Origin of the sequence: Leifsonia sp. Leaf336 (assembly GCF_001423695.1) — a bacterium.
In the GTDB taxonomy this organism is placed as follows: domain Bacteria; phylum Actinomycetota; class Actinomycetes; order Actinomycetales; family Microbacteriaceae; genus Leifsonia.
On record NZ_LMOZ01000002.1, the window covers coordinates 404,346 to 429,905 of the forward strand.

Annotated in this window: 24 protein-coding genes and 1 tRNA gene; 17 read left to right on the forward strand and 8 right to left on the reverse strand. The window is 69.4% G+C overall.

Features of this window, described 5'->3' with window-relative positions; genetic code table 11:
- Positions 1-73 precede the first annotated feature (73 nt).
- The 4 genes from ASF88_RS10825 (at position 74) to msuE (ending at position 4,282) form a co-directional block, all read left to right on the forward strand.
- Positions 74-1,942 carry a DUF4012 domain-containing protein gene (locus ASF88_RS10825; RefSeq protein ID WP_055917916.1) on the forward strand — a complete coding sequence of 623 codons (1,869 nt, stop codon included), beginning with the start codon at positions 74-76 and terminating at the stop codon, positions 1,940-1,942.
- Between the two features lie 50 nt (positions 1,943-1,992).
- The gene (locus tag ASF88_RS10830) at positions 1,993-2,538 is read left to right on the forward strand and encodes a hypothetical protein (RefSeq protein ID WP_055917918.1); all 546 of its coding nucleotides are present in this window, start codon (positions 1,993-1,995) and stop codon (positions 2,536-2,538) included.
- Positions 2,539-2,586: 48 nt separating this feature from the next.
- On the forward strand, positions 2,587-3,600 hold the full coding sequence (locus tag ASF88_RS10835; RefSeq protein ID WP_055917921.1) for an LLM class flavin-dependent oxidoreductase: 1,014 nt from the start codon (positions 2,587-2,589) through the stop codon (positions 3,598-3,600).
- 88 nt (positions 3,601-3,688) lie between these two features.
- Positions 3,689-4,282: an FMN reductase gene (gene msuE, locus ASF88_RS10840; protein ID WP_055917924.1), complete on the forward strand. Its 594-nt coding sequence runs from the start codon at positions 3,689-3,691 to the stop codon at positions 4,280-4,282.
- Between the two features lie 4 nt (positions 4,283-4,286).
- Here the strand turns inward: msuE and ASF88_RS10845 are convergent, their stop codons facing one another.
- The 3 genes from ASF88_RS10845 to ASF88_RS10855 are packed head-to-tail and all read right to left on the reverse strand — an operon-like array spanning position 4,287 to position 7,158.
- A complete protein-coding gene (locus ASF88_RS10845; RefSeq protein WP_055917927.1) occupies positions 4,287-5,030 on the reverse strand; it encodes a glucosamine-6-phosphate deaminase in 744 nt (247 codons plus the stop codon).
- Positions 5,027-6,385, reverse strand: a complete 1,359-nt coding sequence (locus ASF88_RS10850) for a 6-phospho-beta-glucosidase (protein WP_055917930.1) — start codon at positions 6,383-6,385, stop codon at positions 5,027-5,029. Before ASF88_RS10850 ends, ASF88_RS10845 begins: the two co-directional genes overlap by 4 nt.
- Positions 6,382-7,158 (reverse strand): DeoR/GlpR family DNA-binding transcription regulator, encoded by a 777-nt coding sequence (locus tag ASF88_RS10855; protein ID WP_055917933.1) that lies wholly within the window; start codon positions 7,156-7,158, stop codon positions 6,382-6,384. Before ASF88_RS10855 ends, ASF88_RS10850 begins: the two co-directional genes overlap by 4 nt.
- Positions 7,159-7,360: 202 nt before the next feature.
- Here ASF88_RS10855 and ASF88_RS20375 point away from each other — a divergent pair, with 202 nt between their 5' ends.
- The 4 genes from ASF88_RS20375 to ASF88_RS10875 all read left to right on the forward strand — a co-directional run bounded on the left by ASF88_RS20375 (position 7,361) and on the right by ASF88_RS10875 (position 11,530).
- A complete protein-coding gene (locus ASF88_RS20375) occupies positions 7,361-8,329 on the forward strand; it encodes a carbohydrate kinase family protein (RefSeq protein WP_055917936.1) in 969 nt (322 codons plus the stop codon).
- A 77-nt stretch (positions 8,330-8,406) separates the two neighbouring features.
- Positions 8,407-9,765 carry an extracellular solute-binding protein gene (locus tag ASF88_RS10865; RefSeq protein WP_055917939.1) on the forward strand — a complete coding sequence of 453 codons (1,359 nt, stop codon included), beginning with the start codon at positions 8,407-8,409 and terminating at the stop codon, positions 9,763-9,765.
- Positions 9,762-10,709, forward strand: coding sequence for a carbohydrate ABC transporter permease (locus ASF88_RS10870; protein ID WP_082518905.1), 948 nt, complete (start codon positions 9,762-9,764; stop codon positions 10,707-10,709). Before ASF88_RS10865 ends, ASF88_RS10870 begins: the two co-directional genes overlap by 4 nt.
- Positions 10,706-11,530, forward strand: a complete 825-nt coding sequence (locus tag ASF88_RS10875) for a carbohydrate ABC transporter permease (protein WP_055917942.1) — start codon at positions 10,706-10,708, stop codon at positions 11,528-11,530. The genes ASF88_RS10870 and ASF88_RS10875 overlap by 4 nt, the downstream gene beginning before the upstream one ends.
- 221 nt (positions 11,531-11,751) lie before the next feature.
- Here ASF88_RS10875 and ASF88_RS10880 read toward each other — a convergent pair.
- The 3 genes from ASF88_RS10880 to ASF88_RS10890 all read right to left on the reverse strand — a co-directional run bounded on the left by ASF88_RS10880 (position 11,752) and on the right by ASF88_RS10890 (position 15,433).
- A tRNA-Pro gene (locus tag ASF88_RS10880) sits at positions 11,752-11,825 on the reverse strand.
- Between the two features lie 78 nt (positions 11,826-11,903).
- The gene (locus ASF88_RS10885) at positions 11,904-12,887 is read right to left on the reverse strand and encodes a metallophosphoesterase (protein WP_055917945.1); all 984 of its coding nucleotides are present in this window, start codon (positions 12,885-12,887) and stop codon (positions 11,904-11,906) included.
- Positions 12,887-15,433, reverse strand: a complete 2,547-nt coding sequence (locus ASF88_RS10890) for a transglycosylase domain-containing protein (RefSeq protein WP_055917948.1) — start codon at positions 15,431-15,433, stop codon at positions 12,887-12,889. The genes ASF88_RS10885 and ASF88_RS10890 overlap by 1 nt, the downstream gene beginning before the upstream one ends.
- Before the next feature lie 115 nt (positions 15,434-15,548).
- On the opposite strand from ASF88_RS10890, the gene ASF88_RS20950 reads away from it, so the two are divergent.
- Both ASF88_RS20950 and ASF88_RS10895 read left to right on the forward strand, forming a co-directional pair.
- Positions 15,549-15,683 carry a DUF4177 domain-containing protein gene (locus ASF88_RS20950; RefSeq protein WP_235493408.1) on the forward strand — a complete coding sequence of 45 codons (135 nt, stop codon included), beginning with the start codon at positions 15,549-15,551 and terminating at the stop codon, positions 15,681-15,683.
- Positions 15,683-16,153 carry a RidA family protein gene (locus tag ASF88_RS10895; protein WP_055917951.1) on the forward strand — a complete coding sequence of 157 codons (471 nt, stop codon included), beginning with the start codon at positions 15,683-15,685 and terminating at the stop codon, positions 16,151-16,153. The genes ASF88_RS20950 and ASF88_RS10895 overlap by 1 nt, the downstream gene beginning before the upstream one ends.
- Before the next feature lie 74 nt (positions 16,154-16,227).
- Here ASF88_RS10895 and acs read toward each other — a convergent pair whose 3' ends face one another.
- Positions 16,228-18,177, reverse strand: a complete 1,950-nt coding sequence (gene acs / locus ASF88_RS10900; protein ID WP_055917954.1) for an acetate--CoA ligase — start codon at positions 18,175-18,177, stop codon at positions 16,228-16,230.
- 341 nt (positions 18,178-18,518) lie between these two features.
- On the opposite strand from acs, the gene ASF88_RS10905 reads away from it, so the two are divergent.
- The 5 genes from ASF88_RS10905 (at position 18,519) to ASF88_RS10925 (ending at position 21,532) form a co-directional block, all read left to right on the forward strand.
- Complete coding sequence (locus ASF88_RS10905) at positions 18,519-19,511, forward strand: TadA family conjugal transfer-associated ATPase (RefSeq protein WP_055917957.1); 993 nt, start codon at positions 18,519-18,521, stop codon at positions 19,509-19,511.
- Positions 19,504-20,493 (forward strand): type II secretion system F family protein, encoded by a 990-nt coding sequence (locus ASF88_RS10910; protein ID WP_082518906.1) that lies wholly within the window; start codon positions 19,504-19,506, stop codon positions 20,491-20,493. Before ASF88_RS10905 ends, ASF88_RS10910 begins: the two co-directional genes overlap by 8 nt.
- A gap of 103 nt (positions 20,494-20,596) precedes the next feature.
- The gene (locus tag ASF88_RS10915) at positions 20,597-20,797 is read left to right on the forward strand and encodes a DUF4244 domain-containing protein (RefSeq protein WP_055917961.1); all 201 of its coding nucleotides are present in this window, start codon (positions 20,597-20,599) and stop codon (positions 20,795-20,797) included.
- 25 nt (positions 20,798-20,822) lie between these two features.
- Positions 20,823-21,176: a hypothetical protein gene (locus ASF88_RS10920; protein WP_055920315.1), complete on the forward strand. Its 354-nt coding sequence runs from the start codon at positions 20,823-20,825 to the stop codon at positions 21,174-21,176.
- Complete coding sequence (locus ASF88_RS10925; RefSeq protein ID WP_082518907.1) at positions 21,173-21,532, forward strand: Rv3654c family TadE-like protein; 360 nt, start codon at positions 21,173-21,175, stop codon at positions 21,530-21,532. Before ASF88_RS10920 ends, ASF88_RS10925 begins: the two co-directional genes overlap by 4 nt.
- 11 nt (positions 21,533-21,543) lie before the next feature.
- Here the strand turns inward: ASF88_RS10925 and ASF88_RS10930 are convergent, their stop codons facing one another.
- Positions 21,544-21,795: a hypothetical protein gene (locus ASF88_RS10930; RefSeq protein ID WP_055917965.1), complete on the reverse strand. Its 252-nt coding sequence runs from the start codon at positions 21,793-21,795 to the stop codon at positions 21,544-21,546.
- Between the two features lie 239 nt (positions 21,796-22,034).
- On the opposite strand from ASF88_RS10930, the gene topA reads away from it, so the two are divergent.
- Together topA and tmk are read left to right on the forward strand one after the other, a co-directional pair.
- The gene (gene topA, locus ASF88_RS10935; protein WP_055917968.1) at positions 22,035-24,860 is read left to right on the forward strand and encodes a type I DNA topoisomerase; all 2,826 of its coding nucleotides are present in this window, start codon (positions 22,035-22,037) and stop codon (positions 24,858-24,860) included.
- The gene (gene tmk, locus ASF88_RS10940) at positions 24,857-25,489 is read left to right on the forward strand and encodes a dTMP kinase (protein WP_055917969.1); all 633 of its coding nucleotides are present in this window, start codon (positions 24,857-24,859) and stop codon (positions 25,487-25,489) included. The genes topA and tmk overlap by 4 nt, the downstream gene beginning before the upstream one ends.
- Positions 25,490-25,560: the final 71 nt, after the last annotated feature.

Sequence of the window (25,560 nt, forward strand, 5' to 3'; positions counted from 1 at the left end):
GCGGCGCCCGCGCCTCCTTTGGGGGTCACGTGGGGGCTGGGGTTGAAAGTGAGGATTTGTTACCTTTATCCTCATGGCGACCGGTCTCTCGCACGAAGAAGCGCCGCCGCGGCCAGCGGCACCGCCTCCTGAGCCGCGCCGCCGACGTCGAAGTGCCCTCGGGCTCACCCTGATCATCGTCGGGGTCCTGCTGCTGTTCGCCGTGGCGTGGATCGGTGCGCGGGCCTACCTTGCCCACCAGGAACTCGCCGCGGCCGCACCCGACGTGCAGGCGGTGCGTTCGGCGGTCGAGTCCGGAGACACCTCCCGTGCCGCCGCAGCCGCCGCCGACCTCCAGAAGCGCGCGCATCACGCGGCGTCGCTCACGAGCGACCCGGTGTGGCAGACGGCCGAGATCATCCCGTGGATCGGTCCCAATCTCGCCGCCGTCCGCTCTGTCGCTGCGGCCACCGACACGCTCGCCACCGACGTGGTGCGTCCGCTGGTGTCCGTCGCAGGATCCGTGGATCCCCGCGACCTGAAGCTGTCGAACGGCAAGATCGACCTGAAGCCGTTGCTCACCGCCCAGCCGGTCGTGGAGAAGGCGCAGACGGCGTTCGAGACCGCCCAGCAGCAGGTGGCCTCCATCGACGACCGCAGTGTAATCGTGCCGATCGCGACGGCGGTCGACAAGATGCGCGGCGCGATGACGGCGGTGGCTCCCGATCTGGAGGCCGCCGGCAACACCGCTCGGCTGCTGCCGGGCATGCTCGGCGCCACGGGCCCCCGCTCCTACCTGATCGTGGCGCAGAACCCGGCTGAGCTGCGAGCGACCGGAGGCCTCATCGGGTCGGTCGCGCTGGTCACGACGAACAAGGGCGCCATCGCGCTCACCGCGCAGGACGCCGGCACCGCCATCGGCCCCTGGCCGGAGCCGGTCTTCGACGTGCCGACGGCGACGACCGACCTCTACGGCCCGCTGGTCGGCCGCTATCTGCAGGACGTCAACTTCACACCGGACTTCCCGCTCGCCGCACGCACCGCGTCCGCGATGTGGGTCAAGACGCACGGTGGCGTGGTCGACGGTGTCATCACGGTCGATCCGGTCGTGCTGAGCACGCTGCTGCGCGCCACCGGTCCGGTCAACCTCCCCTCGGGCGACAAGCTCACCTCGTCGAACGCGGTCTCGCTGCTTCTGAGCGGTATCTATGCCCGCTATCCCGACCAGCCCAACCTCCAGGACGCGTTCTTCTCCTCCGCCACGACCGCGCTCTTCACCAAGATCGCGAGCGGCGGCGTCGACGGCAAGGCGCTCGCCTCCGCGCTCACCGCCGCTGGCGCGTCCGACAGGCTCCGCATCTGGAGCTCCCGGCCGTCGGAGCAGTCGGTGCTGCAGTCGACGACGCTGGCCGGCAACCTGCCGGTGTCCGATTCGCAGACGACCGCGCTCGGCGTGTACTTCAACGACGCCACCGGCTCGAAGATGGACTACTACCTGCAGACGTCGGTCTCGGCCGGAGCGGCCGTCTGCCGCCTGGACGACAAGATCACCTCCATCGTGCACGTCACCCTGAAGAACACGGCCCCGGCCGACGCGGCGACGTCGTTGCCCGCCTACGTGACCGGCAACGGATCGTATGGGGTCCCGGCGGGGCAGATCCGCACGCGGATCGCGTTCTACGGCCCGCAGAAGGGCCTCCTGGCCAGCGCGAAGAGCAACGGCGTCGACCTGAGGTCGATCGCCGGAACCGACGACGGGCGGCCGGTCGCCGTGGTGGAGGTCCAGCTGAAGCCGGGGGAGTCGACGTCCGTCGACGTGGAGTTCCTGGGCACGGTCCAGAAGGCGACGGGGCTGACGGTGGCCGTCACCCCGACGCTGAGAGGAGACGGGTCGACCCCCGATGTGGGGGCACGAACCGCGGTGGGAACCATTGCTGTCCCGTGCACAGCCAGCGTAAAGTGAGCATTAATCACTAACCGGACTGGTGCCGGGTCGAGGGGAAGGCGTACCCGATGTTGAAGAAGATCCTGGCGGCAGCAGCCGTCACCGCAGCGCTGCTGCTCGCGGCACCTGCGGCCGCGAACGCAGTGGACTACCCGAGCGGGGCTCCCTGCACGTTCGACGTGAGCACCACCCAGGCAGGCCACTCGGCCACGCTCACCTGCGTGCCAGGCACCTGGGGCGACGGCGAGAGCATCACCTGGGTCGCCAGCGGCTCCGATGGTTCGAGCATCGTCATGGCGAGCTCCGTGACGTTCTCGAAGCACGCCAACGCCGACGGAAGCGACGTCCTGCACGTCACGCTCCCGGCCGACGCGACCGGCAGCTACACCATCACCGGCACCGGGTCGAGCACCGGGCACGTCTGCTCCGCCTCCCTGACGGTGGTCCCGGCCGACGCATCCGCATCGACCATCAACGACCCCGGAAGCTCCGGACTCGCCGACACCGGCTCCGTCATCGCGGAGTGGGCGATCTGGACGGGCGCCGGCCTCCTGGCCGTCGGACTCGTGAGCGTCGCGGTCGCGGCGTGGATGCGCAAGGTGCGGTCCTCCTGACCCCGCGCCGGTAGGAATGCACGGAGGGCGGCAGCGGTTGCCCTCCGTGTGACCACCGCCATCCCCCTCAACGTCCTCGACCTCGCCAGCAGACCCGCCGGCGGCAGCAACGCCGACGCAGTAGCCGGGACGATCCGCCTCGCACGAGAGGCGGAGCGTCTCGGCTACCGTCGTTTCTGGGTCGCCGAGCACCACGGGATGCCCGCGATCGCCTCCAGCGCTCCTGCCGTGCTCATCGCAGGCATCGCTGCGGCGACCGAGCGCATCCGCGTCGGGTCCGGCGGGGTGATGCTCCCCAACCACGCACCCCTCGTGGTCGCCGAGCAGTTCGGCACGCTCCGCGCCCTCTACGGCGACCGTATCGACCTCGGCATCGGCCGGGCGCCGGGAACCGACGGCGCGACAGCGATGGCGCTGCGGCGCAGTGCCGAGGGGCTCGGTGTCGACGACTTCCCGCAGCAGCTGCTCGACCTGTTCGGGTTCTTCTACGGCGGCATGAGCGACGCGAACCCGCTGCACACCATCACCGCCGTGCCGGGCCTCGGGGACGCGCCGCAGGTGTGGCTGCTCGGTTCGAGCGGCTACAGCGCCCAGGTCGCCGCCGCTCTCGGCCTGCCGTTCGCCTTCGCCCACCACTTCGCCGGTGAGAACACCGAGGCCGCGCTCGACCTCTACCGGTCGCGGTTCGAGCCGGGGGAGCAGCTCAGCGAGCCGCACGCGATGATCGCCGTCAACGTGATCGCCGACGACGACCCGGCGCAGGTGCGTGCGCTGTCGCTGCCCGGGCAGCTGTCGTTCCTCCGCATGCGCCGCGGACTCAAGCCGCAGCCGGTGAGCATGGAGGAGGCCCTCGCCTACGAGTTCAGCCCGGCGGAGGAGGAGTTCATCGCCGCACGCAACGCACGCCAGGCGATCGGCACGCCGGATCAGGTGAAGGCCCGTCTCGACTCGCTGATCGCCTCCACCGGCGTGGACGAGCTGATGGTGTCGTCGGGGGCGGCGACCGTCGAGGGTCGCATCCAGTCGCTGGAGGTCGTCGCGGAGCTGTACCCCGCTCCATGACGGTGCGTGACGGCGGCACGGGCTTTCGCCGACACCCGGGGGTAGCGTTGGGCCCACCCCGACCCCCCTCAGCGAAGGCGGTACCCGTATGGCACACGCACCCCACGTCGTCGGCGTGAGCGGCAGCCCGACCGCGCCCTCCCGCACGACCGTGCTCGTCGACGAGGTCACGCGCTCGTTCGCCGACGCGACCGGCGGCACCGCGACCACGATCGAGCTCGCACCGCTGCTCGCCGAACTGGGGGCCGCCCCCTTCCGCAGCGGGCTGAGCGCGCGGGTGCAGGAGGCTCTTGACACGGTCGAGTCCGCCGACGTGGTCGTGGTCGGGTCGCCGGCCTACCGGGCGACGTACACGGGCCTGTTCAAACTGTTCTTCGACCACATCGGCCAGTACGCGCTCATCGACAAGCCGATCGTCCTGACGGCCACAGGAGGGAGCGACCGGCACGCCCTCCTGGTGGAGCACCAGATGCGTCCCCTCTTCGGCTTCTTCCAGTCACTCACCCTGCCGCTCGGCATCTACGCGAGCGAGCCCGACTTCAAGGACTACGCGATCACGTCCGACGACCTCCGCGAACGCATCAACACGGCGGTCTCGCGCACGCTCCCGCTCATCCGCTCGCACATCGACCCGGAGTCGATCTACGCGACCGTGGATTTCGCGAGGCCTGACGCGTTCTGAGGCGTCAGGCCCGGGCGGGAATCCGGTCGAGCAGCGCAGCGGCTGCCGGGTCGAGCACGAGCGTCAGGTCGGGGTGCCCCTGGAGGAACGACGCGGGCAGCGCCTCCGTCGGCGGTAGCTCGATCGCGGAGCGGACCGCCTCGGCCTTCGCCTCACCGGTTGCGATCAGCACGATGCTGCGCGCCCGCAGAATGGTCGCGACGCCCTGCGTGACCGCGCGCGTCGGCACGTCGTCGAGACGCTCGAAGAACCGCGAGTTCGCCCGGCGGGTGGATTCCTCCAGCCGCACGACGCGGGTGCGGGAGTCGCGCGGCGATCCCGGCTCGTTGAAGCCGATGTGCCCGTTCGCGCCGATCCCCAGGATCTGCACGTCCACGCCGCCTGCGCTCTCGATCGCCGACTCGAAGTCCGCGGCCGCGGCCTCGGGATCGGCGGCAAGACCGTCGGGCACCCGCACCGAGCCCGGCCGCAGGCCGAGCGGCGCGACCACGTCGCGGCTCACGATGGAGTGGTAGCTCTCGGGATGCTCGCGCGGCAGGCCGACGTACTCGTCGAGCGCGAAGCCGCGCACGTCCGAGAGATCGGCCCCGCCCGCGACCGCCGCCGCGAGCGCGGCGTAGAGGGGGCGCGGGCTGGAGCCCGTCGCCACCCCCAGGATCCGCCGCGCGGACGCGCGAAGCCGCTTCAGGACCTCCCGAGCCGCGGCCTCGCCGGCGTCGTCCCGTCCGGATGCGACGATGATCCTCACCGCGTGAGAACCGCCGCGACCTCCGGGATGCGCTCGATGTAGCCGGCGACGAGCTGACGAGCCACCGTGACGCTGTCCACGAGCGGGTGCAGGGCGAACGCGGCGACCGCTTCCTCCCTCGATCCGGTCAAGGCTGCAGCGATGGTGTGCCGCTCGACGGCCTTCACCTGCGACATCAGACCGATCTGGTGGAGGTCGGGCTGATCGGTGGTGAGGGGGTGCACGCCGTTCGCGTCCACCAGCGTCGGGACCTCCACCACGGCGTCGTCGGGCAGACCCTGGATGGTGCCGTTGTTGCGCACGTTGAGGATCATGGTCTGCCGCTCGTTGCGACTGATCGCGGCCATCACGCCGAGCGCCACGCCGGCATAGCCCTGGTGCGCCGGATCGGCCTCCCGCTCCTTCACGTGGGTGGGTGCGTCCTGCGTGCCTCCCTTGGCCTCCGCCATGTAGGAGGCGCTCCGCCGTTCGACGGTCGTGCGCCACAGGTCGGCGACCCCCGAGCCCGCTGACGCGGCCTTCGCGTAGAAGTCGCTCTGCGAGTCGGCGAGGAAGTCGCCGCGGGTCTTGCCCGACTCGATGATGGTGCGCACGGCGTCGCGGTTGAAGTAGTAGTAGTAGAGGTACTCGTTGGGAACCGAGCCGAGCGAGCGGATCCAGTCGAGACCGAAGACGTGCCCCTCTTCCATGGCGCCCAGGAGGGCGTCGTCGGCGAGCAGGTCCGGCAGCACGTCGCGGCCGTTGTAGAGCACGCGCCGCATCCAGCCGAGGTGGTTGAGGCCGATGTAGTCCATCTGGACGCGCGTGTGATCGAGGCCGAGCAGGCCGGCCACGCGGCGGCCCAGGCCCGACGGGGTGTCGCAGATGCCCAGGACGCGATCGCCCAGCACCGTCTGCATCGCCTCGGTGATGATGCCGGCCGGGTTCGTGAAGTTCATCACGTAGGCGTCGGGCGCGAGCTCGGCGATGGCCTTCGCGGCCTCCACCATCACCGGGACGGTGCGGAGCGCATAGGCGAGGCCACCCGGGCCCGTGGTCTCCTGACCGAGCACGTTCAGGTCGAGCGCGACGTGCTCGTCGCAGCGCCGGCCGTCGAGCCCGCCCACGCGGAGAGCGGCGAAGACGTAGTCGCTGCCCTCGACGGCCGCACGCAGGTCGGTGGTCGGGACCAGACGCGGCGCGTCGGGGAAGCCCGCCGCGAGCTCGGTCAGGATCGCGACCATCGTCGACAGCCTGCTCTCGTCCACGTCGTAGAGCGACACCTCGTCGACGCGGGGCGTTCCCGTGTCGCGCAGCAGTGCCTGATAGACGTAGGGGGTGCGGAATCCTCCGCCACCGAGGATGCAGAGCTTCATACGACCGTGACCTCTCCGCCGGCATTCCGGCACAGTGCGAGTGTTTCGTCGGGTGCGCCGGTCGTGGTGATCAGCGCGTCGACGTCGGTGAGGGAGCAGAGCCGGAGGGCGCCTGTCCCGGGGAATTTGGCCTCGGACGCCAACAGGACGACTCTGTCCGATGCGGCGATCATGGACTGCTTGATCGGTGCCTCCACCGCCATGTTGTCGACGACGTGGCCGTTCGCGCGCACGCCCGTGCAGGTGAGGAACACCAGGTCGGCGCTGATCTGGGTGAGGGCGAGCTCGGCCAGCGAGCCGACCAGGGTGCGGTAGTTGCGTCGTACGACGCCGCCGAGCATCACCAGCCGCACCGACTCGTCGTCGCGCAGCTCGTCGAACACGGCCAGGCTGGAGGTGACGACCGTGATGTCGCGCCCGCGCAGCCGCTGGGCCACCAGGGGAGTCGTGGTGCCGATATCGAGGATGATCACGCTGCCGTCGGTCACCATCGCGGCGGCCGCATCGGCGATCCGCGACTTGAGGTCGACATCGCGCTGGTCGTCGAAGGTGCCCTCGTGGAGCGTGGCACCGTGGTCCTCGACGGTCGCGCCCGGCTTGAGCACCGCACCGCCGTAGGTGCGGGTGAGCTCTCCGTTGCGGTCGAGGAGCTCGAGATCGCGCCGGATCGTGGACTCGCTGACGGCGAGGGCCTCGGCGAGTTCGCGCACGGAAGCCGCGCCGTCGGCCTGGAGCGCACTGATGATGCGGTTCTGCCGCTCGCGGAGGATCATGTCGACACTCTACTCGTACTTGAGCAAACTCTTGCAAACGCATTCACGCAAACATTCGAGTCGCGCAAACTTAACAAAAATGCGTCACGCGGGTAATGTGATCGAAACACTGGATGCGCAAGCTTGCTGGATATCGACGGCTCCGACCCGAAGTCACGCAAACTCGAGCATCGCCACGGATCCGCGACGAAGAGGAGAGCCCGTGACCGTACGACCGCTGCACGAAGGAGCCGAGCTCCTGTTCGCCGGCGAGATCTTCTGCGACGTCGTCTTCGCCGGCGTCGAGGCGCCGGAAGTGGGCGCCGAGGTGTACGCGGAGGCCTTCACCATCACCGCCGGGGGAGTGGCGAACCGCGCGGTGGCCGCGGCGCGAGCCGGCGCCACGACCATGGTGCTCTCGCGGCTCGGCGACGACCCGCTGGGCGAGTACGTCCACGCCCTACTCGATGGGGAGCCCGGGCTCGACACACGCCTCCTCGAGCGGGTGCGCGGGCACCAGAGCCCGGTGACGGTGTCGCTCACCACGGCCGACGACCGCAGCTTCATCACCTACCAGGAGCGGCTCGGCCAGCTGCACGTTCCCGACGAACTCGGCCCCGTGCACGCCACCCACGTCGGCGTGGCTCACGAGCTCCCCGAGTGGGTGGGCCCGCTGCGGTCCCGCGGCACCACGGTGGTCGGCGGGGTCGGCTGGGACCACACCGGCGACTGGTCGCCCGACGTGCTCGACCGGCTCGCCGAGGTCGACGTCTTCGTGCCGAACGACGCCGAGGCGATGCGCTACACCCGAACGGATGACGCGGTGGCGGCCGCCAAAGCCCTCGCCGAGAAGGTGCCGCTCGCCGTCGTCACGCGCGGGCCGCGCGGTGTCGTCGCGGTCGACTCCGCCACCGGACAGGTCGTGGAGGTGGAGACGCCTCCGGTCGCAGTGGTCGATCCCACCGGCGCCGGCGATGTCTTCGTCGCGACCTTCATGGCCTCCGGCCTGCGCGACTGGGACCTCCGCACGCGCCTCCGTTTCGCCGCGCTCAGCGCGACCCTCTCGGTCACGGGGCTGGGAGGCGCGGCGAGCGCGCCCCGACCCGCCGACCTCCGCGGCTTCGTCGAACGGCACAGACCCGAGGGGGACTGGTCGTTCCTGGACGCGGAACCCGAGCCGGCCGCCTCCTGAGCGCGAAGCACCACCCCGACCCAACCCCTGTCACACCCACGCACTGGACACCTGTTCACCGACCGAACGGACACACCATGAGACACACCAGGAAAGCAGCACTCATCGCCGGGGCACTCGCCGCCGTCGCGCTCACCCTCACAGCCTGCGCGCCGGGAGGCTCCGCGCCGGCCGCCAGCCAGAGCCTCGGCCCGGTCTCGAAGAGCGTCGGCTCGGGCAAGATCACGCTGACGGTCTGGGACCAGAACACCGACGGCGGCATCGACCAGGCCCAGAAGGAGCTCAACGCCGCCTTCGAGAAGAAGTACCCCAACGTCACCATCAAGCGCGTGTCCCGGTCGTTCTCCGACCTCAAGACCACGCTGAAGCTCGCCCTCTCCGGCGACAACCCGCCCGACGTCGTGCAGGCCAACCAGGGCTACCCCGACATGGGCGCGTTCGTGAAGGCCGGCCTGCTTCGTCCGATCAACGACTACGCCGACCTCTACAAGTGGAACGACTATTACCCGTCGAGCCTGCTCAAGCTGAACTCGTTCTCGTCCGACGGCAAGACGTGGCAGGGCGACAAGCTCTTCGGAGTCTCGCAGACCGGCGAGCTCGTCGGCCTCTACTACAACCGCGCTGTGCTGCAGAAGGCAGGAATCGACGCGCCCCCGAAGACGCTGCAGGAGCTCACCGACGACATGGCGAAGGTCAAGGCGGCGGGCGCGCTGCCGCTCAGCTACGGCGATGTCGAGAAGAGCCCGGGCATCCACCTCTACGGGCTCGCACTCTCGGCGCTCGCCGGCACGAAGGTCAACGACCTCGTCAGCGGCGCGAGCGGCTCGTGGACCGGGTCCGACGAGGTGCAGGCGGCGACCGTCGTTCAGGGCTGGCAGAAGTCCGGCTACATCACGCCCGGCGCCAACGGCGTCTCGCGCGACGCCGCGGTCGACGCGTTCGGCAAGGGCGGTGCGGCGTTCCTCATCACCGGCACCTGGTACCTCGCGACCCTCGCGGACGCGGCGTCCTCCAAGGACATCGGGTTCACCGCGCTCACGCCGGACGGCTCCAGCACCCCGGTCACCATGGGCGGCGAGGGCCTGGCCTGGGCGATGACCTCCAAGACGAAGCACGCCGACGCGGCTGCCGCGTACATCGACTTCATCACGGACAAGAACGCGTCCGAGGTGCTGGTCAAGACGGGCAACCTGCCGACCGTGGTGCCGAGCGGCTCCATCCCCGCCGAAGGCACCGTGGCGGGCGACATCACGCGGGACTACATGACGATCTCGAAGAGCAACGGCATCACGCCCTACCTCGACTACGCGACGCCGACGTTCTACGACACCATCACCGCCGCAGCGCAGGACCTCATCGCGCTGAAGGCCACGCCGCAGCAGTTCGGGCAGACCCTGCAGGACGACTACGCGAAGTTCACGAAGAGCAACGGATGACGATGACCGCGCGCAGCAGCGAGACGGTGACGACCGCCCGGACGGCCGGGGCCCAGCGCCCCGCCCGTCCGGGCCGCCGGCGCCGGAGCAAGGTCGCGTACCTGTACGTGCTTCCGGCCTTCGTCGTCTTCGCCGTCTTCCTGGGCTGGCCGTTCCTGCAGACGATCCAGTACTCGTTCTACAACTGGGACGGGCTGTCGCCCGCGACCTGGGCCGGCTTCGAGAACTACCTGTCGGTGTTCGTCGACCCGGAGCTGCGCGGCGCCTTCGCGCACGCACTGGTGCTGATGGTGTTCTACGCCGTCGTGCCGATTCTGCTGGCGCTGTTCCTCACGGCGCTCATCTCGCGGGCCAACGCCCTCCGCGGGATGGGCGCCTACCGCACGATCCTGTTCCTCCCGCAGGTCATCGCATCGGTCGTCGTCGCGACCATCTGGGTGTCCATCTACTCGCAGGACGGCCTCCTGAACGAGACGCTGCGGCTGCTCGGTCTGGGCGACCTGGCGCGCGTGTGGCTCGGCGACTACAGCTTCGCGCTGCCCGCGATCGGCTTCGTCGGCGCCTGGCTCAACATCGGGCTGTGCCTGGTGCTGTTCCTCTCGGGCGTCGGCAACATCCAGCCGGAGCTGTTCGAGGCCGCCCGACTCGACGGCGCGGGCGCAGCCCGAGAGTTCTTCGCCATCACCCTCCCGGCTCTGCGCGGCCAGATCGCCGTGGCGCTGACCCTGACCGTGGTATCGGCGCTCAAGACCTTCGACCTCGTCTACGTGACCACGGGGGGAGGCCCCGGCACCTCCACCACCGTGCCGGCGTTCGAGGCCTACAACCGCGCCTTCAACACGGGACAGGTCGGGTCGGCAGCGGCGGTCGCCGTCGCCCTCACAGCCGTGATCATGGTCGTCACCGCACTGATCAGCCGCATCCAGCCGAAGGACGTGCAATGAGACTCACCGCGCGCGAGAAGGTCGTCGACTACGTCGTCCTGTCGCTGTTCGCCCTGTTCGCGATCGTTCCGCTGGTCGGCGTGCTCTTCTCAGCGGTGACGCCGTCGAGCCAGAACAGCGGAGGCTTCTCGCTCCCCGCGAAGATCGACCTCGGCAATTTCGGCACGGCGTGGTCGGAGGGACACTTCGCCGGCTACATGACGTCGAGCCTGATCGTCACCCTCGGAGTCGTCGTGCTGACCACGGTGCTCGCCGTCTTGGCCGGTTTCGCGTTCGCCCGCCTCGACTTCTTCGGCTCGGGGATCCTGTTCTTCGTCATGCTCGCCGGGCTGATGCTGCCCGCGGAGGCCTTCATCATCCCGCTGTACTTCAACCTGCGTAGCGTGGGCCTCACCGACACCTACCAGAGCCTGATCCTGCCCCAGACGGCGCAGTCGTTGGCGTTCGCGATCTTCTGGATGCGCAACCAGTTCCGCTCCTTCCCCGGCGAGATCATCGAAGCCGCCCGCATCGACGGCGCCCGCGACCTCCGCGTGCTCTGGCAGGTGATCGTGCCGCCCTCGATCGCGCCGATCATGACCATGTGCGTGCTGGTGGCGATGTGGACCTGGAACGAGTTCCTGATGCCGCTCGTCCTCATCACGAGCGAAGACCGCCGCACAGCGCCCCTCGGCCTGGCGTTCTTCAAAGGCGAGCACCTGACCGACTACTCCCTGCTGAGCGCGGCAGGCATCATCGTCGCACTTCCGATCGTGGTGCTCTACTTCTTCCTGCAGAAGCGGTTCATCTCGGGGATGCTCGGGGGGATTTCGGCGAAGTAGGGGAGGTGGCCCAGGCTTCCCCGAGGACGCACCTCCGCGGGCATGTCGCGTGCGTCGGGGTGCGCCCTGCGCGCTCCCCCAGACGCCGCTCCTCGCTTCGCTCGGGGCGGCGCCCGGGGCCCCTCGCGGCAGGGGCCCGGTAGTCGCCAGCGAGCGAGAAAAGAATGAAGGAGGGTCCGGCTCGCTGAGCGAGCCGGACCCTCCTTCATTCTTTTATTGCGTCGGGGTGACAGGATTTGAACCTGCGGCCTCTTCGTCCCGAACGAAGCGCGCTACCAAGCTGCGCCACACCCCGATGGCCCGAAGGCCTCATCTAGGATACACGAGCGCGAGGGGTGCGAATGACCACTCGCTGCTCCGACTGCGACGCGGACTACTCGGACGCCGTCAGCGTCAGCAGGGTCGCCTCCGGCCGGCACGCGAACCGCACCGGCGCGTAGATCGACGTTCCGAGACCGGCCGAGACGTTCAGGTAGGCCGCTCGGAACGCGTGCCGCCAGATGCTCAGGCCCTTGACCTGCTGACGGGGGATGTCGCAGTTGGTGACCAGCGCGCCGAATCCCGGGACGCAGACCTGGCCACCGTGCGTGTGACCGGCGAAGATCATCGAGGCGCCGTACGTGACGAAGGCGTCGAGCACCCGGCGGTACGGTGCGTGCACGACGCCCAGCGTGACCGTCGGACGCTCGCTGCGCGGCTCGTCGGCCGGCCACATCGCGTCGTCGGAGTACGGGTCGTCTTCGCGCAGCTCATCCAGTGCGCCGGGGATGGCCTCCACACGGTCGGCTTGGATGTGCGGGTCGTTCACGCCGAAGAACTCGAGGTGCGTGCCGTTGATGTCGAGGGCACCGGCGGCGTTGTTGAGGTTCAGCCAGCCGAGGCTGTCGAAGTAGGCGGTGAGCGCCTTGTCGTCGAGGCGCGGAGCCGTCGTCGAGTGGCGCTTCGACGGGCCGCGGAAGTACTTGAGCGGGTTCTTCAGCTGCGGACCGTAGTAGTCGTTCGATCCGTGCACGAACACCCCGGGAACGCCGCGGAAGGCGTCGAAGGCGGCGCGGATGCCCTCCAAGCCGTTCTCGTGGCTGAGATTGTCGCCGGTGTCGACGATCAGGTCGGGCTGGAACCGGGCGAGCTCCCGCACCCACTGCTGCTTGTCGCGCTGCCACGGTGCCATGTGCAGATCGGACAGGTGCAGCACCCGGATCGGAGCGGCTCCTGCCGGGAGCACCGGCACACTCACCTCGCGCAGCGTGAACGCGCGCCGCTCGACCAGCGAGCCGTACGCGAATGCGGCCGCGCCCGCGCCGGCGAGCACCGCGAGCGCGGCGCCCACCGGACGGAAGCCCGAGGAGCGCGCCACTAGCCGCCGGCTCCCGGACCGGGAGTCGGCGTGCTCTTCTGCAGAGTGAGCGTGACCTGGGTGCCGGCCTTCGCGGGTGTGCCCGCGCCCGGATCCATCGCCTGGACGATGTCGTTGGGGGAGGCGCCACCGCCGTTGACCCTCGCGCTGAACCCGGCTGCCGCCAAGGCCTGTTGCGCGTCGGAGAGCTTCTGCCCGACCACGTTGGGGATGGCGACGAGGGAGCCGTTGCTCGTGTAGAGCGTCACGACCGTGCCCTTGCCGACGGACGAGCCGGCGGCGGGGTTGCTCGAGGCCACCGTGCCGGCCGGTGCCGCAGAGTCCTGCGGTCCGCCGTCGGTGCTGTCGAGACCCAGTCCGTTCAGGATGGACTTCGCCTCGTCGGGCGACTTGCCGGTGAGGTCGGGGATGGTGACCTGCACGCCCTGCACGAGCTTGCTGTTCGGCGACGGGAAGGAGTCGCCGCCGTACTTGCCGACGGCGGCGGACATCATGATGCGCTGGACGGACGTTCGGGCGCTCGCGGGCGAGGTGCCGTGGGTCGGATAGGTCTTGCGCATGTCCTGGTGGCCGCTCACGTTGCCGACCCAATACGCGCCGGCGACCTTCGTCGTCGCGGCGACGAGCCACAGCTGCTCGTTGCCGTCGGTCGTGCCGGTCTTGGCCAGCATGTCCTTGCCGGTCGTGTTCATGCCCGAGGCAGTCCCACCGCCCTGGGTGACCTTCTGCATCGCGTAGGCCATGCCCGCCGCGATGGCCGGGTCGACGGACTGCTGGCACTTCGTCGCAGGAGGCTTGACCTCCTTGCCGCCGCCGTCAGTGATCTTGTCGATGGCGATCGGCGAGCAGGTGACGCCGCCGTTGGCGATACCCGCGAACGCGGTCGCCATGGTCAGCGGGGCGATCTCGTTGGTTCCGAGGACGCTCGCCGGGTTGGTCCCCAACTCCTCGCCCTTAGCCGTGTGCACGCCGAAGGCCTGGGCGGTGTCCCGGATCTTGCACATGTCGAGCTGGGACGCCATCGACACGAACGCGGTGTTGATGGAGAGCTGCGTCGCCTGGACGGCGCTGCGCGTGCCTTCCTCGCCGGGGCTGTCGTTCGTGGGCCAGCGTGCGCCGGTCGGCCCGTAAGCGCCCCCCGGATAGCAGTAGCCCTTGAACGTTCCGGACGGGTACGTGCGGATGTTCGCGTTGACCGTCTCGTACAGCGAGTGGCCTTCTTTCAGCCACTCCGCCAGGGTGAACGTCTTGTACGTCGATCCCACCTGGAATCCGCCGGAGCCGCCGTACTGGTAATCGGTGGCGTAGTTGATGCTGGTGTACTGCCCGCCGGAGTTCAGCACGTCCGGGTCCTGGCTGTACTGCTTGTTCTGCGCCATGTAGAGAACGCGGCCGGTGCCCGGCTGCACGCCGACGAGCACGCCGCCGATGTCGAACTTGTAGACCTCCGGCACGTACGACGCGAGCGTGTCTGTCGCGACCTTCTGCAGGTCCAGGTCGAGCGACGTGTAGATCTTGTAGCCACCGCGGTTGAAGTTGGCGGCGCGGGTGTCCTCGTCGGCGCCGAACGACGCGTCGTTGAGGATGATCTTCTGGACGTAATCGCAGAAGTACGCGGACGAACCGGCCGTCTGGCATCCGCGCACCGACGGCGTGATGACCGGCGTGATCGGGGTCTTCATCGCCTCGTCGTACTGCGCCTTGGTCAGCTTCTTGTACTCGTACATCTTGCCGAGGATGTAGTCGCGACGATCCTTGTTCTTGGCGTAGCCGTTGGCGGCGCCGTTGGTCGTCGAGGCGGGGTTGTCGATCTTGAGGCCGGTCGGCTCGTTGACGATCGCGACGAGGCTGGCGGCCTGGGCCGGAGTCAGCGCGGCGGCCGTGACGTTGTAGTAGTAGCGGGCAGCGGCCTCGATGCCGTAGACCGAGCCGCCGAAGCCGGCGATGTTGAGGTAGCCCTCGAGGATCTGGTCCTTGGTGTACTTCTTCTCCAGACCGATGGCGTACTTCATCTCCTTGACCTTGCGGTCGGGAGTGACACCGGTCGAGTCGTCGACGCAGCTCTGGTACTTGGCCTTCTGCTCCTTGGTCTTGACCGGCATGGCCTCGCACTTCTGCAGCAGCACGTTCTTCACGTACTGCTGGGTGATCGAAGATCCGCCCTGTACGCCGCCACCGGAGACAGTGGAAAGGACACCACGCATGGTGCCCTGGATGTCGACGCCTCCGTGGCTGTAGAACCGTGGATCTTCACCGGCGATCGCGGCGTCTTTGACCGCCTGCGACATCTGGTCGAAGCCGACCGGGAGGCGGTTCTGGGAGTAGAAGGTCGCGAGAGCGACGTCCGAGCCGTCGGTGTTCTTCGCGTAGATGGTGGTCGGCTGAGCGAGCTGGCCGATCTGGAGGTACTCCGGAAGGCCCTCGAACACGCCGATGCCGTTGTTGGCGGCCATGCCCGTCACGGCGATGGCGGGCGTGACGGCAGCGGTGACCAGAAGACCGGCCACGGCACTCATGCCGACGAAAGCGCCGACTGCTCCGAGCACACCTCTAGCCTGTGGTTTTTGCGCAGACATAGGATCAGAGTAGGCGATGAACCTGATAAACCCCCCGAATGAAAAGAGCACCATGCTGCGCTGGGAATACCTTACGACTCCTCTCATGATCCATAACACCGCCGCCATCCTGAACAACTGGGGCTCGGAAGGGTGGGAGCTCGTGCAGGTCGTGACCGGCCCCGAGGGTGGGCTGGTCGCCTACCTCAAGCGTCCGGTGCAGAGCGAGGAGGCCGTCTGATGGCCGCGATCGAAGCGCGTCTCGCAGAGCTCGGCATCGACCTCCCGGCCGTCGTGCCGCCGGTTGCCGCCTATACCCCGGCGGTCGTCGACGCCGGCCACGTCTACACGTCGGGTCAGCTCCCGATGGTCTCCGGCACCCTCCCCGCGACCGGCAAGGTCGGCGACGGTCACGGTCTCGTGCCGGCCGACGACGCCAAGGAGTACGCGCGCATCTGCGCGCTCAACGCCCTCGCCGCGGTCAAGAGCGTCATCGGCTCGCTCGACCGGGTGACCCGCGTCGTCAAAGTCGTCGGCTTCGTCTCGTCCGACCCGTCGTTCACCGGCCAGCCCGGCGTCATCAATGGCGCCTCCGAGGTGCTCGGCGAGATCTTCGGCGACGCCGGAGTGCACGCTCGCTCCGCGGTCGGCGTCGCGGTCCTCCCGCTCGACGCCCCCGTCGAGGTCGAGCTCATCGTCGCCTACGAATAGGACCTCGGCAAACAGGAAACCGTCGCGAATCCGATCGATTCGCGACGGTTTCCTTTCGCCGGTTCGGCGCCTCGCTAGGTGAGCTTGGCCTGGATGGAGCTCATCACGGCGGTGTCGGCGAGGGTGGTCGTGTCGCCGACCTCCCGGCCTTCGGCGACGTCCTTGAGCAGGCGACGCATGATCTTGCCCGAGCGGGTCTTGGGCAGCTCGGTGACGATGAAGATGTCTCGCGGGCGCGCGATGGCGCCGATCTGCTCCGCCACGTGCTTGCGCAACTCCGCCGCGACGTCGATCGACTCCGCCGTCTCGAGCTGGTTCTGCTTGATGATGACGAACGCGACGACAGCCTGGCCGGTCGTCTCGTCGGCCGCGCCCACGACTGCGGCCTCCGCTGTCAGCGGGTGCGCGACGAGGGCCGACTCGATCTCCGCGGTCGAGAGGCGGTGGCCGGAGACGTTCATGACGTCGTCGACGCGACCCATCAGCCAGATCTCGCCGTCCATGTCGTAGCGCGCGCCGTCGCCGGCGAAGTACTTGTCGCCGAACTTCGACCAGTACGTCTCCACGAACCGGTCGGGGTCGCCCCAGATGCCGCGCAGCATGCTCGGCCACGGCTCCGTGACGACCAGCAGGCCGCCCTGGTCTTTGCCGACCGGCACGCCGGCCTCGTCGAGGATGTCGATGGAGATGCCGGGCAGCGGCACCTGTGCGCTGCCGGGCTTGAGGGTGGTGACACCGGGGAGGGCGGAGATCATGATGGCGCCGGTCTCGGTCTGCCACCAGGTGTCCACGATCGGGGTGTCGCCGCCGCCGATCACGTCGCGGTACCACATCCACGCCTCGGGATTGATCGGCTCGCCCACCGAGCCGAGCACGCGGAGGCTCGAGAGGTCGAACTTCTGCGGGTGCTGACGGCCGATCTTCATGAAGGAGCGGATGGCGGTCGGAGCCGTGTAGAAGATCGAGACCTTGTACTTCTCGATGATCTCCCACCAGCGACCAGGGTGCGGCGTCTCGGGCGTGCCCTCGTAGAGCACCTGGGTGGCGCCGTTGGCCAGGGGTCCGTAGACGACGTAGGTGTGGCCGGTGATCCAGCCGACATCGGCGCTGCACCAGTAGACGTCCGACTCGGGGTGGAGGTCGAAGACGTTCTTGTGCGTGAACGCGGCCTGGGTGAGGTAGCCGCCGGAGGTGTGCAGGATGCCTTTCGGCTTGCCCGTCGTACCCGACGTGTAGAGGATGAACAGCGGGTTCTCCGCGGGGAACGCCTTGGCCACGTGGTCGGCGTCGACGAGCGCGATCTCGTCCTGCCACCACAGGTCGCGGCCCTCGGTCCACTGCACCTCGTTCTCGCCGCGCTTGACCACGAGCACGTGCTCGACCGTCGACTCGCCGTTCGCGAGAGCGGCGTCCACCGCGTCCTTCAGCGGGAAGACGCGACCCTTGCGCCAGCCGCCGTCGGCGGTGATGACGAGCTTGGCCTCGGCGTCGTCGATGCGCGACCGGAGGCTCTCGGCGCTGAACCCGCCGAAGACAACCGAGTGCACGGCGCCGATCCGGGCGACCGCGAGCATGGCGATGACAGCCTCCGGGATCATCGGCAGATAGACGGCGACCCGGTCGCCGGCCTGGATGCCGAGGCTGGTGAGCAGGTTGGCCGCCTTCTTCACCTCGGCGGTGAGCTCGGCGTACGTGATCGTGCGCGAGTCGCCCGGCTCCCCCTCCCAGTGGATCGCGACCCGGTCGCCGTTCCCGGCGAGCACGTGGCGGTCGAGGCAGTTGTAGGCGACGTTGAGCTCGCCGTCGTCGAACCAGTTCGCGAACGGCGGGTTCGACCAGTCGAGCGTGCGGGTGAACGGCGTGTGCCAGTGCACGAGGTCGCGGGACTGCTCGGCCCAGAACGCGAGCCGGTCGGCCGATGCGCGCTCATAGAGGTCTGCCGTCGCGATCGCGTGCGCGGCGAACTCCTCTGTCGGCGCGAACCGCCGGGCTTCGTGGAGCAGGTTGTCGATTGTGTTGCTCATGGGGAGTCTTTTCGCTCCTTTGCGATGCGGATGTTCGAGTCGTGGCGCGACAATGCCTGACTCTACAACGTGCCGGTGACGGGCTCCGATCAGACTTGCGTTTGCATTGATTGTGCGTAAACTAGTCACCGGCCGAATGATAATTCTGGCGTGCGGCGCAATCGATTCCCCCCAATCCTGCGCCGCAGTGGCCGCACCTGTTCCCCCCAATAGGTGCGGCCCCCCTTTTTTAACCGGTGGTGCAGGGTAGTTCTCCGCCTCCGGGGTGTGGATGAGCGGGTCTCTCCACAAATTCGGTCGACCGGCGTCCGGGCCGGCGCCGGTCTTCGTAGCGTCGAGGCATGACGATCTCGACGGTCCCTCCCGCCCTCCCTCGAACCGATGCGACCGCGCGGGGCGAACCGGGGCCGTGGGAGACGTTCGGCCCGCTGACCCCCTATCTGATGCGGGAGGGCGTCACCGATCTCTTCCTCACCGGCGACGGGGTGCTGTGGTCCGATGGCGGGGCTCGCGGTCTCCATCGGGTAGATGGGTGGCACGCGGACGCGCAGGATGCCCGGCGCCTCGCGACGCGGTTGATCGCCAGCGGCGGCAGACACCTCGATGAGGCCACGCCGTTCGCCGACGTGCGGCTCGCGGGAGGGGTGCGCGTCCACGCGGTTCTCGCCCCGATCTCCACGTCGGGAGCGGTGATCTCGATCCGGGTGCCCTCCGCCGTCGCCCTGGGCATCGACGAACTGGTGCGCGCCGGGTCCCTATCGTCCGCCGACGCGGCCCGGCTCCGGGAGGCGGTGGCGGCGCGCACCAACATCCTCGTCACGGGCGCGGGAGGGGCCGGCAAGACCACGCTCCTGGGGGCGATCCTGGCCCAGGCGCCGCCCCACGAGCGGATCGTGCTCATCGAGGACGTTGCTGAGCTCCGCATCGCACATCCGCACGTGGTCGGGCTGCAGACGCGGCAACCGAACCTGGAGGGCGCGGGAGGCGTGGGGCTGCGCAGGCTGGTGCGCGAAGCGCTTCGGATGCGCCCCGACCGCCTCGTCCTCGGCGAGTGCAGGGGCGAGGAGGTCGTCGACCTGCTCGCGGCGTTGAACACCGGGCACGACGGGGGCGCCGGAACGCTGCACGCGAACTCGCTCGCCGACGTGCCGGCGCGCCTGGAGGCCCTCGGCGCGCTGGCAGGGCTGAACGAGATCGCTGTCGCACGCCAGACGCTCTCCGCTATCGGCCTGATCGTCCACGTCGAGAGGGTGGGCGAGCGTCGCGGGATCAGCGGGTTCGGGCGATTCACGACGACCGCCCATGGACGGCTCGCGGTGATCGGCGATGCCTGAGGCCGCGGCTCGCGGCGAACCGGGCGATGACCTGCTGGCACGGTCGGTCGAGGCGCTGGCGGTTCTGCTCGACGCGGGAATCTCCCCGGTCTCGGTCTGGGCGTATCTCGCCGAGGACGCCGAGCACCCCGCGCTGCGGGCCGCGGCGCGGCGGGTCGCGGACGGCGTGCCGCCGTCGGAGGCGCTCGCCGACGCGTCTCGGTGGCGCCGAGCCGAACGAGCGACGGCGAGGTCGAAGCGGGGGATGGCGCTGACGAGGCAACATGCTGGGCTCGATCACGGCATGGCCACGGTGGCGGCCGCGTGGGCCGTGGCGGAGCATGCCGGTGCCGCCCTGGCACCTGCGTTGCGCGGAGCGGCGACCGCCTTGCGAGATCGAGCGGAGACGGCGCGCGACGTGCGCACCTCCCTCGCCGGACCCCGTGCCACCGCACGGCTGATGGCCTGGTTGCCGCTGGTCGGCGTCGCCATGGCGTATGTCATCGGAGTCGATGTCGTGGGAGCACTGGCCGACGGCCCGCTCGGCTGGGGAGCGGCCGGTGCCGGGGTGTCCCTGATGGCGGCGGGTCGCGCGTGGACGGCCCGCCTCGTCCGCGCGGCTTCGCGAGCCGGCCCTGTGGCAGGCGCGGAACCGGAGTTGATGGCGATTGCGCTGGCTGGCGGGATGTCGCCGGGTCGCGCGAGGCAGCTGGTCGCGAAGACGAGAGAGAGGATCGGACTGCGCGCGGAGGACGCCGGGAGCTCCGTCGATCGAGTTCTCCGCATCGCTGAGCGAGCGGGCGCACCGGCGATCGAGCTGCTGTCCGCGGAGGCATTGCAGGAACGTCGCATCGCGAGAGCGAAAGGTCGCACCGGGGCGGAGCTGCTCGGAGTCCGTCTGCTGCTCCCATTGGGGATCTGCGTGCTGCCGGCGTTCGTGTTGCTCGGGGTCGTCCCCGTCGTTCTCGCGATGATGTCCTCCACCTTCACTGGCCTGGTGTGAGCTGTCCACAGATTCGCCCGCGAGCGCACGATCGGCGGCGTCGGAGGGCACGATCGGAAGAGGGCCACGAAGTCTCGTGGCACGTATCGGAACGGGGGAAATCATGGGCGAGATCATGCGTGAGCCGCGGAGCGTTCTCCAACGGCTGCGTTGGGAAGACCGCGGTGCGAGCACCGCGGAGTATGCCGTGACTACGATGGCGGCGGTCGGATTCGCGGGCGCACTGCTGATGCTGCTGCGCGGAGATGAGGTTCGGTCGGTGCTCGCCGACCTGGTGCGTCGAGCGCTGACAGTCGATGGCTGAGGGGAGGGGCTCGGACGAGGGTGCGATGGCGACTGTGGCGACTGTGGCGCCCGCGGCGACCCGTGAGCGTGGCAGCGTGACGGCGGAGTTCGCCACCGCATTGCCTGCCGTCCTGCTGTGCCTGGGGTTGTGCGTCGGCGCAGTGCAGGCTGCGGGGCAGCAGGCACGGCTACTCGATCACGCAGCAGCGGCCGCGCGTCTGATCGCACGCGGCGATCCCGCTCCCGAGCCGCCCTCCGGGGCCGCGAGAGCGGTCGTCTCCGAGGACGAGCTGGTGTGCGTGATCCTCTCCGCGCCGAGCGGTACCGCGGGATTGGGTGCGCTGGGCGTCACCGTGTCGGCGCGGTCGTGCGTCCTCGACGATGTGGAGCCAGGATGAAAGGGGCGCCGTGGCGCAGGGCGGCGGAGCTCGGCTCGGGAACCGTGCTGGCCCTCATGACGGTCGCGGTCGTCGCCGTGGTGACGACGGCGGTGATGCTCGTCAGCGGAGCATGGGCGGCGCGGCACCGCGCAGGCATCGCCGCGGATGCAGCAGCACTGGCTGCCGCGGACGTCGCCGTCGGGAGGGCACCCGGGGAATCGTGCGCCCGGGCGCAGTTCTTGGCGCGAGCCAACGGAGCCTCGCTCGTAGACTGCGCGGTCGAGGGCGTGGTGGCGCGGGTCACCGCGGGAGTGCCGTACGCGGGGTGGCAGGCGGAGGTCCCTGCTCGCGCCGGCCCTCCAGGAACCCCGTGACGGTGCTCGGCTCAGTCGAAGACGGTCTCCACGTAGCGGTACGCCACGGCGCTGGGGAGCGAGGCGCTCGGGTCGTCCGAGGCGTACTCCGTCTCGGAGGCCGAGCCGCGCACGTACAGGTAGTGCTTGCCGCCCGACTGAGCGGCCAGTTCCAGTCGCGGTTGAGGGACGCCGGAGTCGAGGAAGGACGTGGAGATGGTCTTGCCCTCCAGAGGGCCGTCGATGAGCTTGGCGGTGTACGTCGTCATTGATGTCGTTGCCATGAACTCATTGTCCTCCCGCGCTCTGCAAGGCAACAGGGCCCGACCCGCCGCGGAGGTGCGCCTGCGGCGAACGCCGGCGTCGACCCAGCAGGCGATTAGGCACACAACCGGCCTAGGTGTGTATGGTTTGCCTGTTGGGCCGCACGGCTCACGCTCGCCGCTCTCTGTGCGGCGCTCGGGGGAGCGATTTCGGGCCGGCGGGGTCCGTCTGAACACAGCAGCTATATAAGAGGAGTCAAGTGCCTGGCACGAAGAAGCTCGTCATCGTCGAGTCGCCGAACAAGGTGAAGTCCATCGCCCAGTACCTCGGCGACGGCTACGAGGTGATGGCATCCGTCGGACACATCCGCGACCTGATCGAGCCCAAGAATCTGCCTCCCGAGCTGAAGAAGGGGTCGCTCGGCAAGTTCTCCGTCGACGTCGAGAACCAGTTCGCACCGTACTACGTGGTCTCCGACCAGAAGAAGAAGACGGTCGCCGACCTGAAGCGCGCGCTCAAGGACGCCGACGAGCTCCTGCTCGCGACGGATGAAGACCGCGAAGGAGAGGCCATCGCCTGGCACCTGGTCGAGGTCCTCAAGCCGAAGGTGCCGGTCAAGCGCATGGTGTTCCACGAGATCACCAAGGAGGCGATCGAGAAGGCTCGTGACAACACGCGCGACATCGACACCGCCCTGGTCGACGCCCAGGAGACCCGCCGCATCCTCGACCGCCTCTACGGCTACGAGGTCTCGCCTGTGCTGTGGCGCAAGGTCGGCCCTGGGCTGTCCGCCGGTCGCGTCCAGTCTGCGGCGACCCGCCTCGTCGTCGACCGCGAGCGCGAGCGCCTCGCCTTCGTCGCCGCGTCGTACTGGGGCCTCACCGCTCAGCTCGTTCCCGAAGAAGCCGCCGCTTTCGAGGCGCGCCTCGCCCGCCTGGACGGCGAGCGGGTGGCCACCGGGCGCGACTTCGACGATCACGGCCGGCTGACGTCGGGTGCGACCACGCTCGACGAGGCGTCCGCACAGGCGCTCGCCGACGCTGTGCGCTCGGCGAGCACGGTGGTGACGGTCGCCAAGGTCGACTCCAAGCCGTACTCCCGCCGCCCCGCCGCCCCGTTCACCACCTCCACGATGCAGCAGGAGGCGGCGCGCAAGCTGCGCTTCTCCGCCCGGCAGACGATGAGCGTCGCCCAGACGCTCTACGAGAACGGCTACATCACCTATATGCGCACCGACTCCGCGTCGCTGTCGCAGCAGGCGACGAACGCGGCACGCGCCCAGGCGGCCAAGCTGTACGGCGCCGAGACGGTGCCGGAGAAGCCGCGCGCCTACGCCTCCAAGAGCAAGAACGCGCAGGAGGCGCACGAGGCGATCCGGCCCGCCGGTGAGGTGTTCCGCACCCCGGCCGAGCTGGAGAAGTCGCTCCGCGGACCCGAGCTGCGGCTGTACGACCTCATCTGGAAGCGCACGGTCGCCTCGCAGATGGCCGACGCCAAGGGCCAGACGGCATCCGTCACCGTCGAGGCGAAGATCGCCGAGGGGGAACTCGACGGCACCGTCGCCGAGTTCACCGCCAGCGGGACCGTGATCACCTTCCGCGGCTTCCTCAACGCGTACGAAGAGGGCCGCGATGAGGAGCGGAACGCCGACGCGGGAGGCGACGCCAAGCTCCCGCCGCTGACGCCGGGCCAGGCGCTCGCCGTCGAGGACGTCGCCGCCGACGGTCACGAGACCACACCGCCGCCGCGCTACACCGAGGCCAGCCTGGTGAAGACCCTGGAGGAGCTCGGCATCGGGCGCCCCTCGACCTTCGCGAGCATCATCTCCACGATCATCGATCGCGGATACGTCACCCAGCGCGGTCAGGCGCTGGTCCCCAGCTGGGTCGCCTTCTCGGTCGTCCGTCTGCTGGAGGACTACTTCGCCGACCTGGTGCAGTACGACTTCACCGCAGAGATGGAGGACGACCTCGACCGCATCGCCGACGGCGAAGCCGAGCGGGTCGACTGGCTGAACAGCTTCTATTTCGGAAGCGACAAGCACAAGGGCCTGCGCCGCGTCATCGACAACCTCGGCGAGATCGACGCGCGCAGCATCAATTCGATCGCGATCGACGAGGGCGTGACTCTGCGCATCGGCAAGTACGGCCCCTACCTGGAGGTCCACGAGGAGGGCGCTGCGGAGGACGCAACGCCTCGCCGGGTCAACCTGCCGCCGGAACTCGCCCCGGACGAGCTGACGCCGGCCAAGGCGAAGGAGCTCATCGAGGCGCCGGTGCAGACCGATCGCGTGCTGGGCTCCGACCCGGCGACCGGAAAGCTCGTCCTGGCCAAGGACGGCCGGTTCGGTCCCTACGTGACCGAGGCCGACCCGGAGGAGGAGCCGGCGGTCGACCCGCAGACCGGCGAGGTAGCCGAGGTCAAGAAGACCGCCAAGAAGGCTGCGGCCAAGCCGCGCACGGCCTCCCTGTTCAAGTCGATGGACCTCTCCACGATCGATCTCGACACCGCGCTGCGTCTGCTCGACCTTCCGCGCACCGTCGGGGCCGACCCGGAGAGCGGCGCCGAGATCCAGGCCGCGAACGGCCGGTACGGTCCTTACCTCAAGAAGGGCACCGACACGCGGTCGCTCCCGAGCGAGGACGACATCTTCGGAATCGACCTCGCCGGCGCGCTCGAACTCTTCGCGCAGCCGAAGTACGGCAACCGCCGCGCCTCCAGCGCTCTCAAGGAGTTCGAAGCCGATCCGGTCAGCGGCAAGCCGATCAAGATCAAGGACGGCCGATTCGGCGCCTACGTGACCGACGGCGAGACCAACGCCACCATCCCGCGCGGCGAGACGGTGGACGAGGTCGACTTCGCACGTGCGGTGCAGCTGCTGGCGGACAAGCGGGCCAAGGGTCCGGCCAAGAAGCCGGCGGCGAAGCGCACCACCACGCGCTCGACGGCCTCCAAGACCACCGCGGCGAAGACCACGACAGCAAAGACCACGGCAGCGAAGACCACGGCGGCGAAGACGACGAAAGCCGCGGCGAAGCCCAAGACGACATCGACGCGCTCCGCCGCGAAGAAGACCGCCGAGTGAGCGAGGAGACACGGCCCGGTCTGTTCATCACGCTCGAGGGCGGCGACGGTGTCGGCAAGTCGACCCAGGCCGCGCTGCTCGAGCAGTGGCTGAGCGGCCGCGGGCGCACGGTCGTGCGCACGCGCGAGCCGGGCGGCACTCCCGCGGGGGTGGAGATCCGCGAGATCGTCCTGCACCACCGCGGCGACATCGCCCCCCGAGCGGAGGCGCTGCTCTATGCCGCCGACCGCGCCCACCACGTCGCGACCGTCGTGCGTCCCGCGCTGGCACGCGGCGAGGTGGTGCTGCAGGACCGCTATATCGACTCCTCGGTCGCCTACCAGGGCGCCGGCCGGGTCCTCGACGCCGACCAGGTGCGCGACGTGTCGCTGTGGGCGGCGGAGGGCCTCCTTCCCGACCTGACGATCCTGCTCGACCTCGATGAGACGTCAGCGCGCGCCCGGCTCGACACCTCGCGCACCCGCTACGACCGGCTCGAGGCCGAGCGGTCCGACTTCCACGCCCGCGTGCGCGCCGCCTACCTCGCCCTCGCCGAGGCAGAACCCGAGCGGTTCCTGGTCGTCGACGCGTCGCAACCGGTGGACGACATCGCGGCGGACATCCGCCGCCGCCTCGAAGGCCGGGTCTGACCCCGGCGTCCGCGGCCCCGGGCGCCCAGGCCGCCGCCGCCGACGAGCTGTCCGCCGTGCCCGCTAGCCTG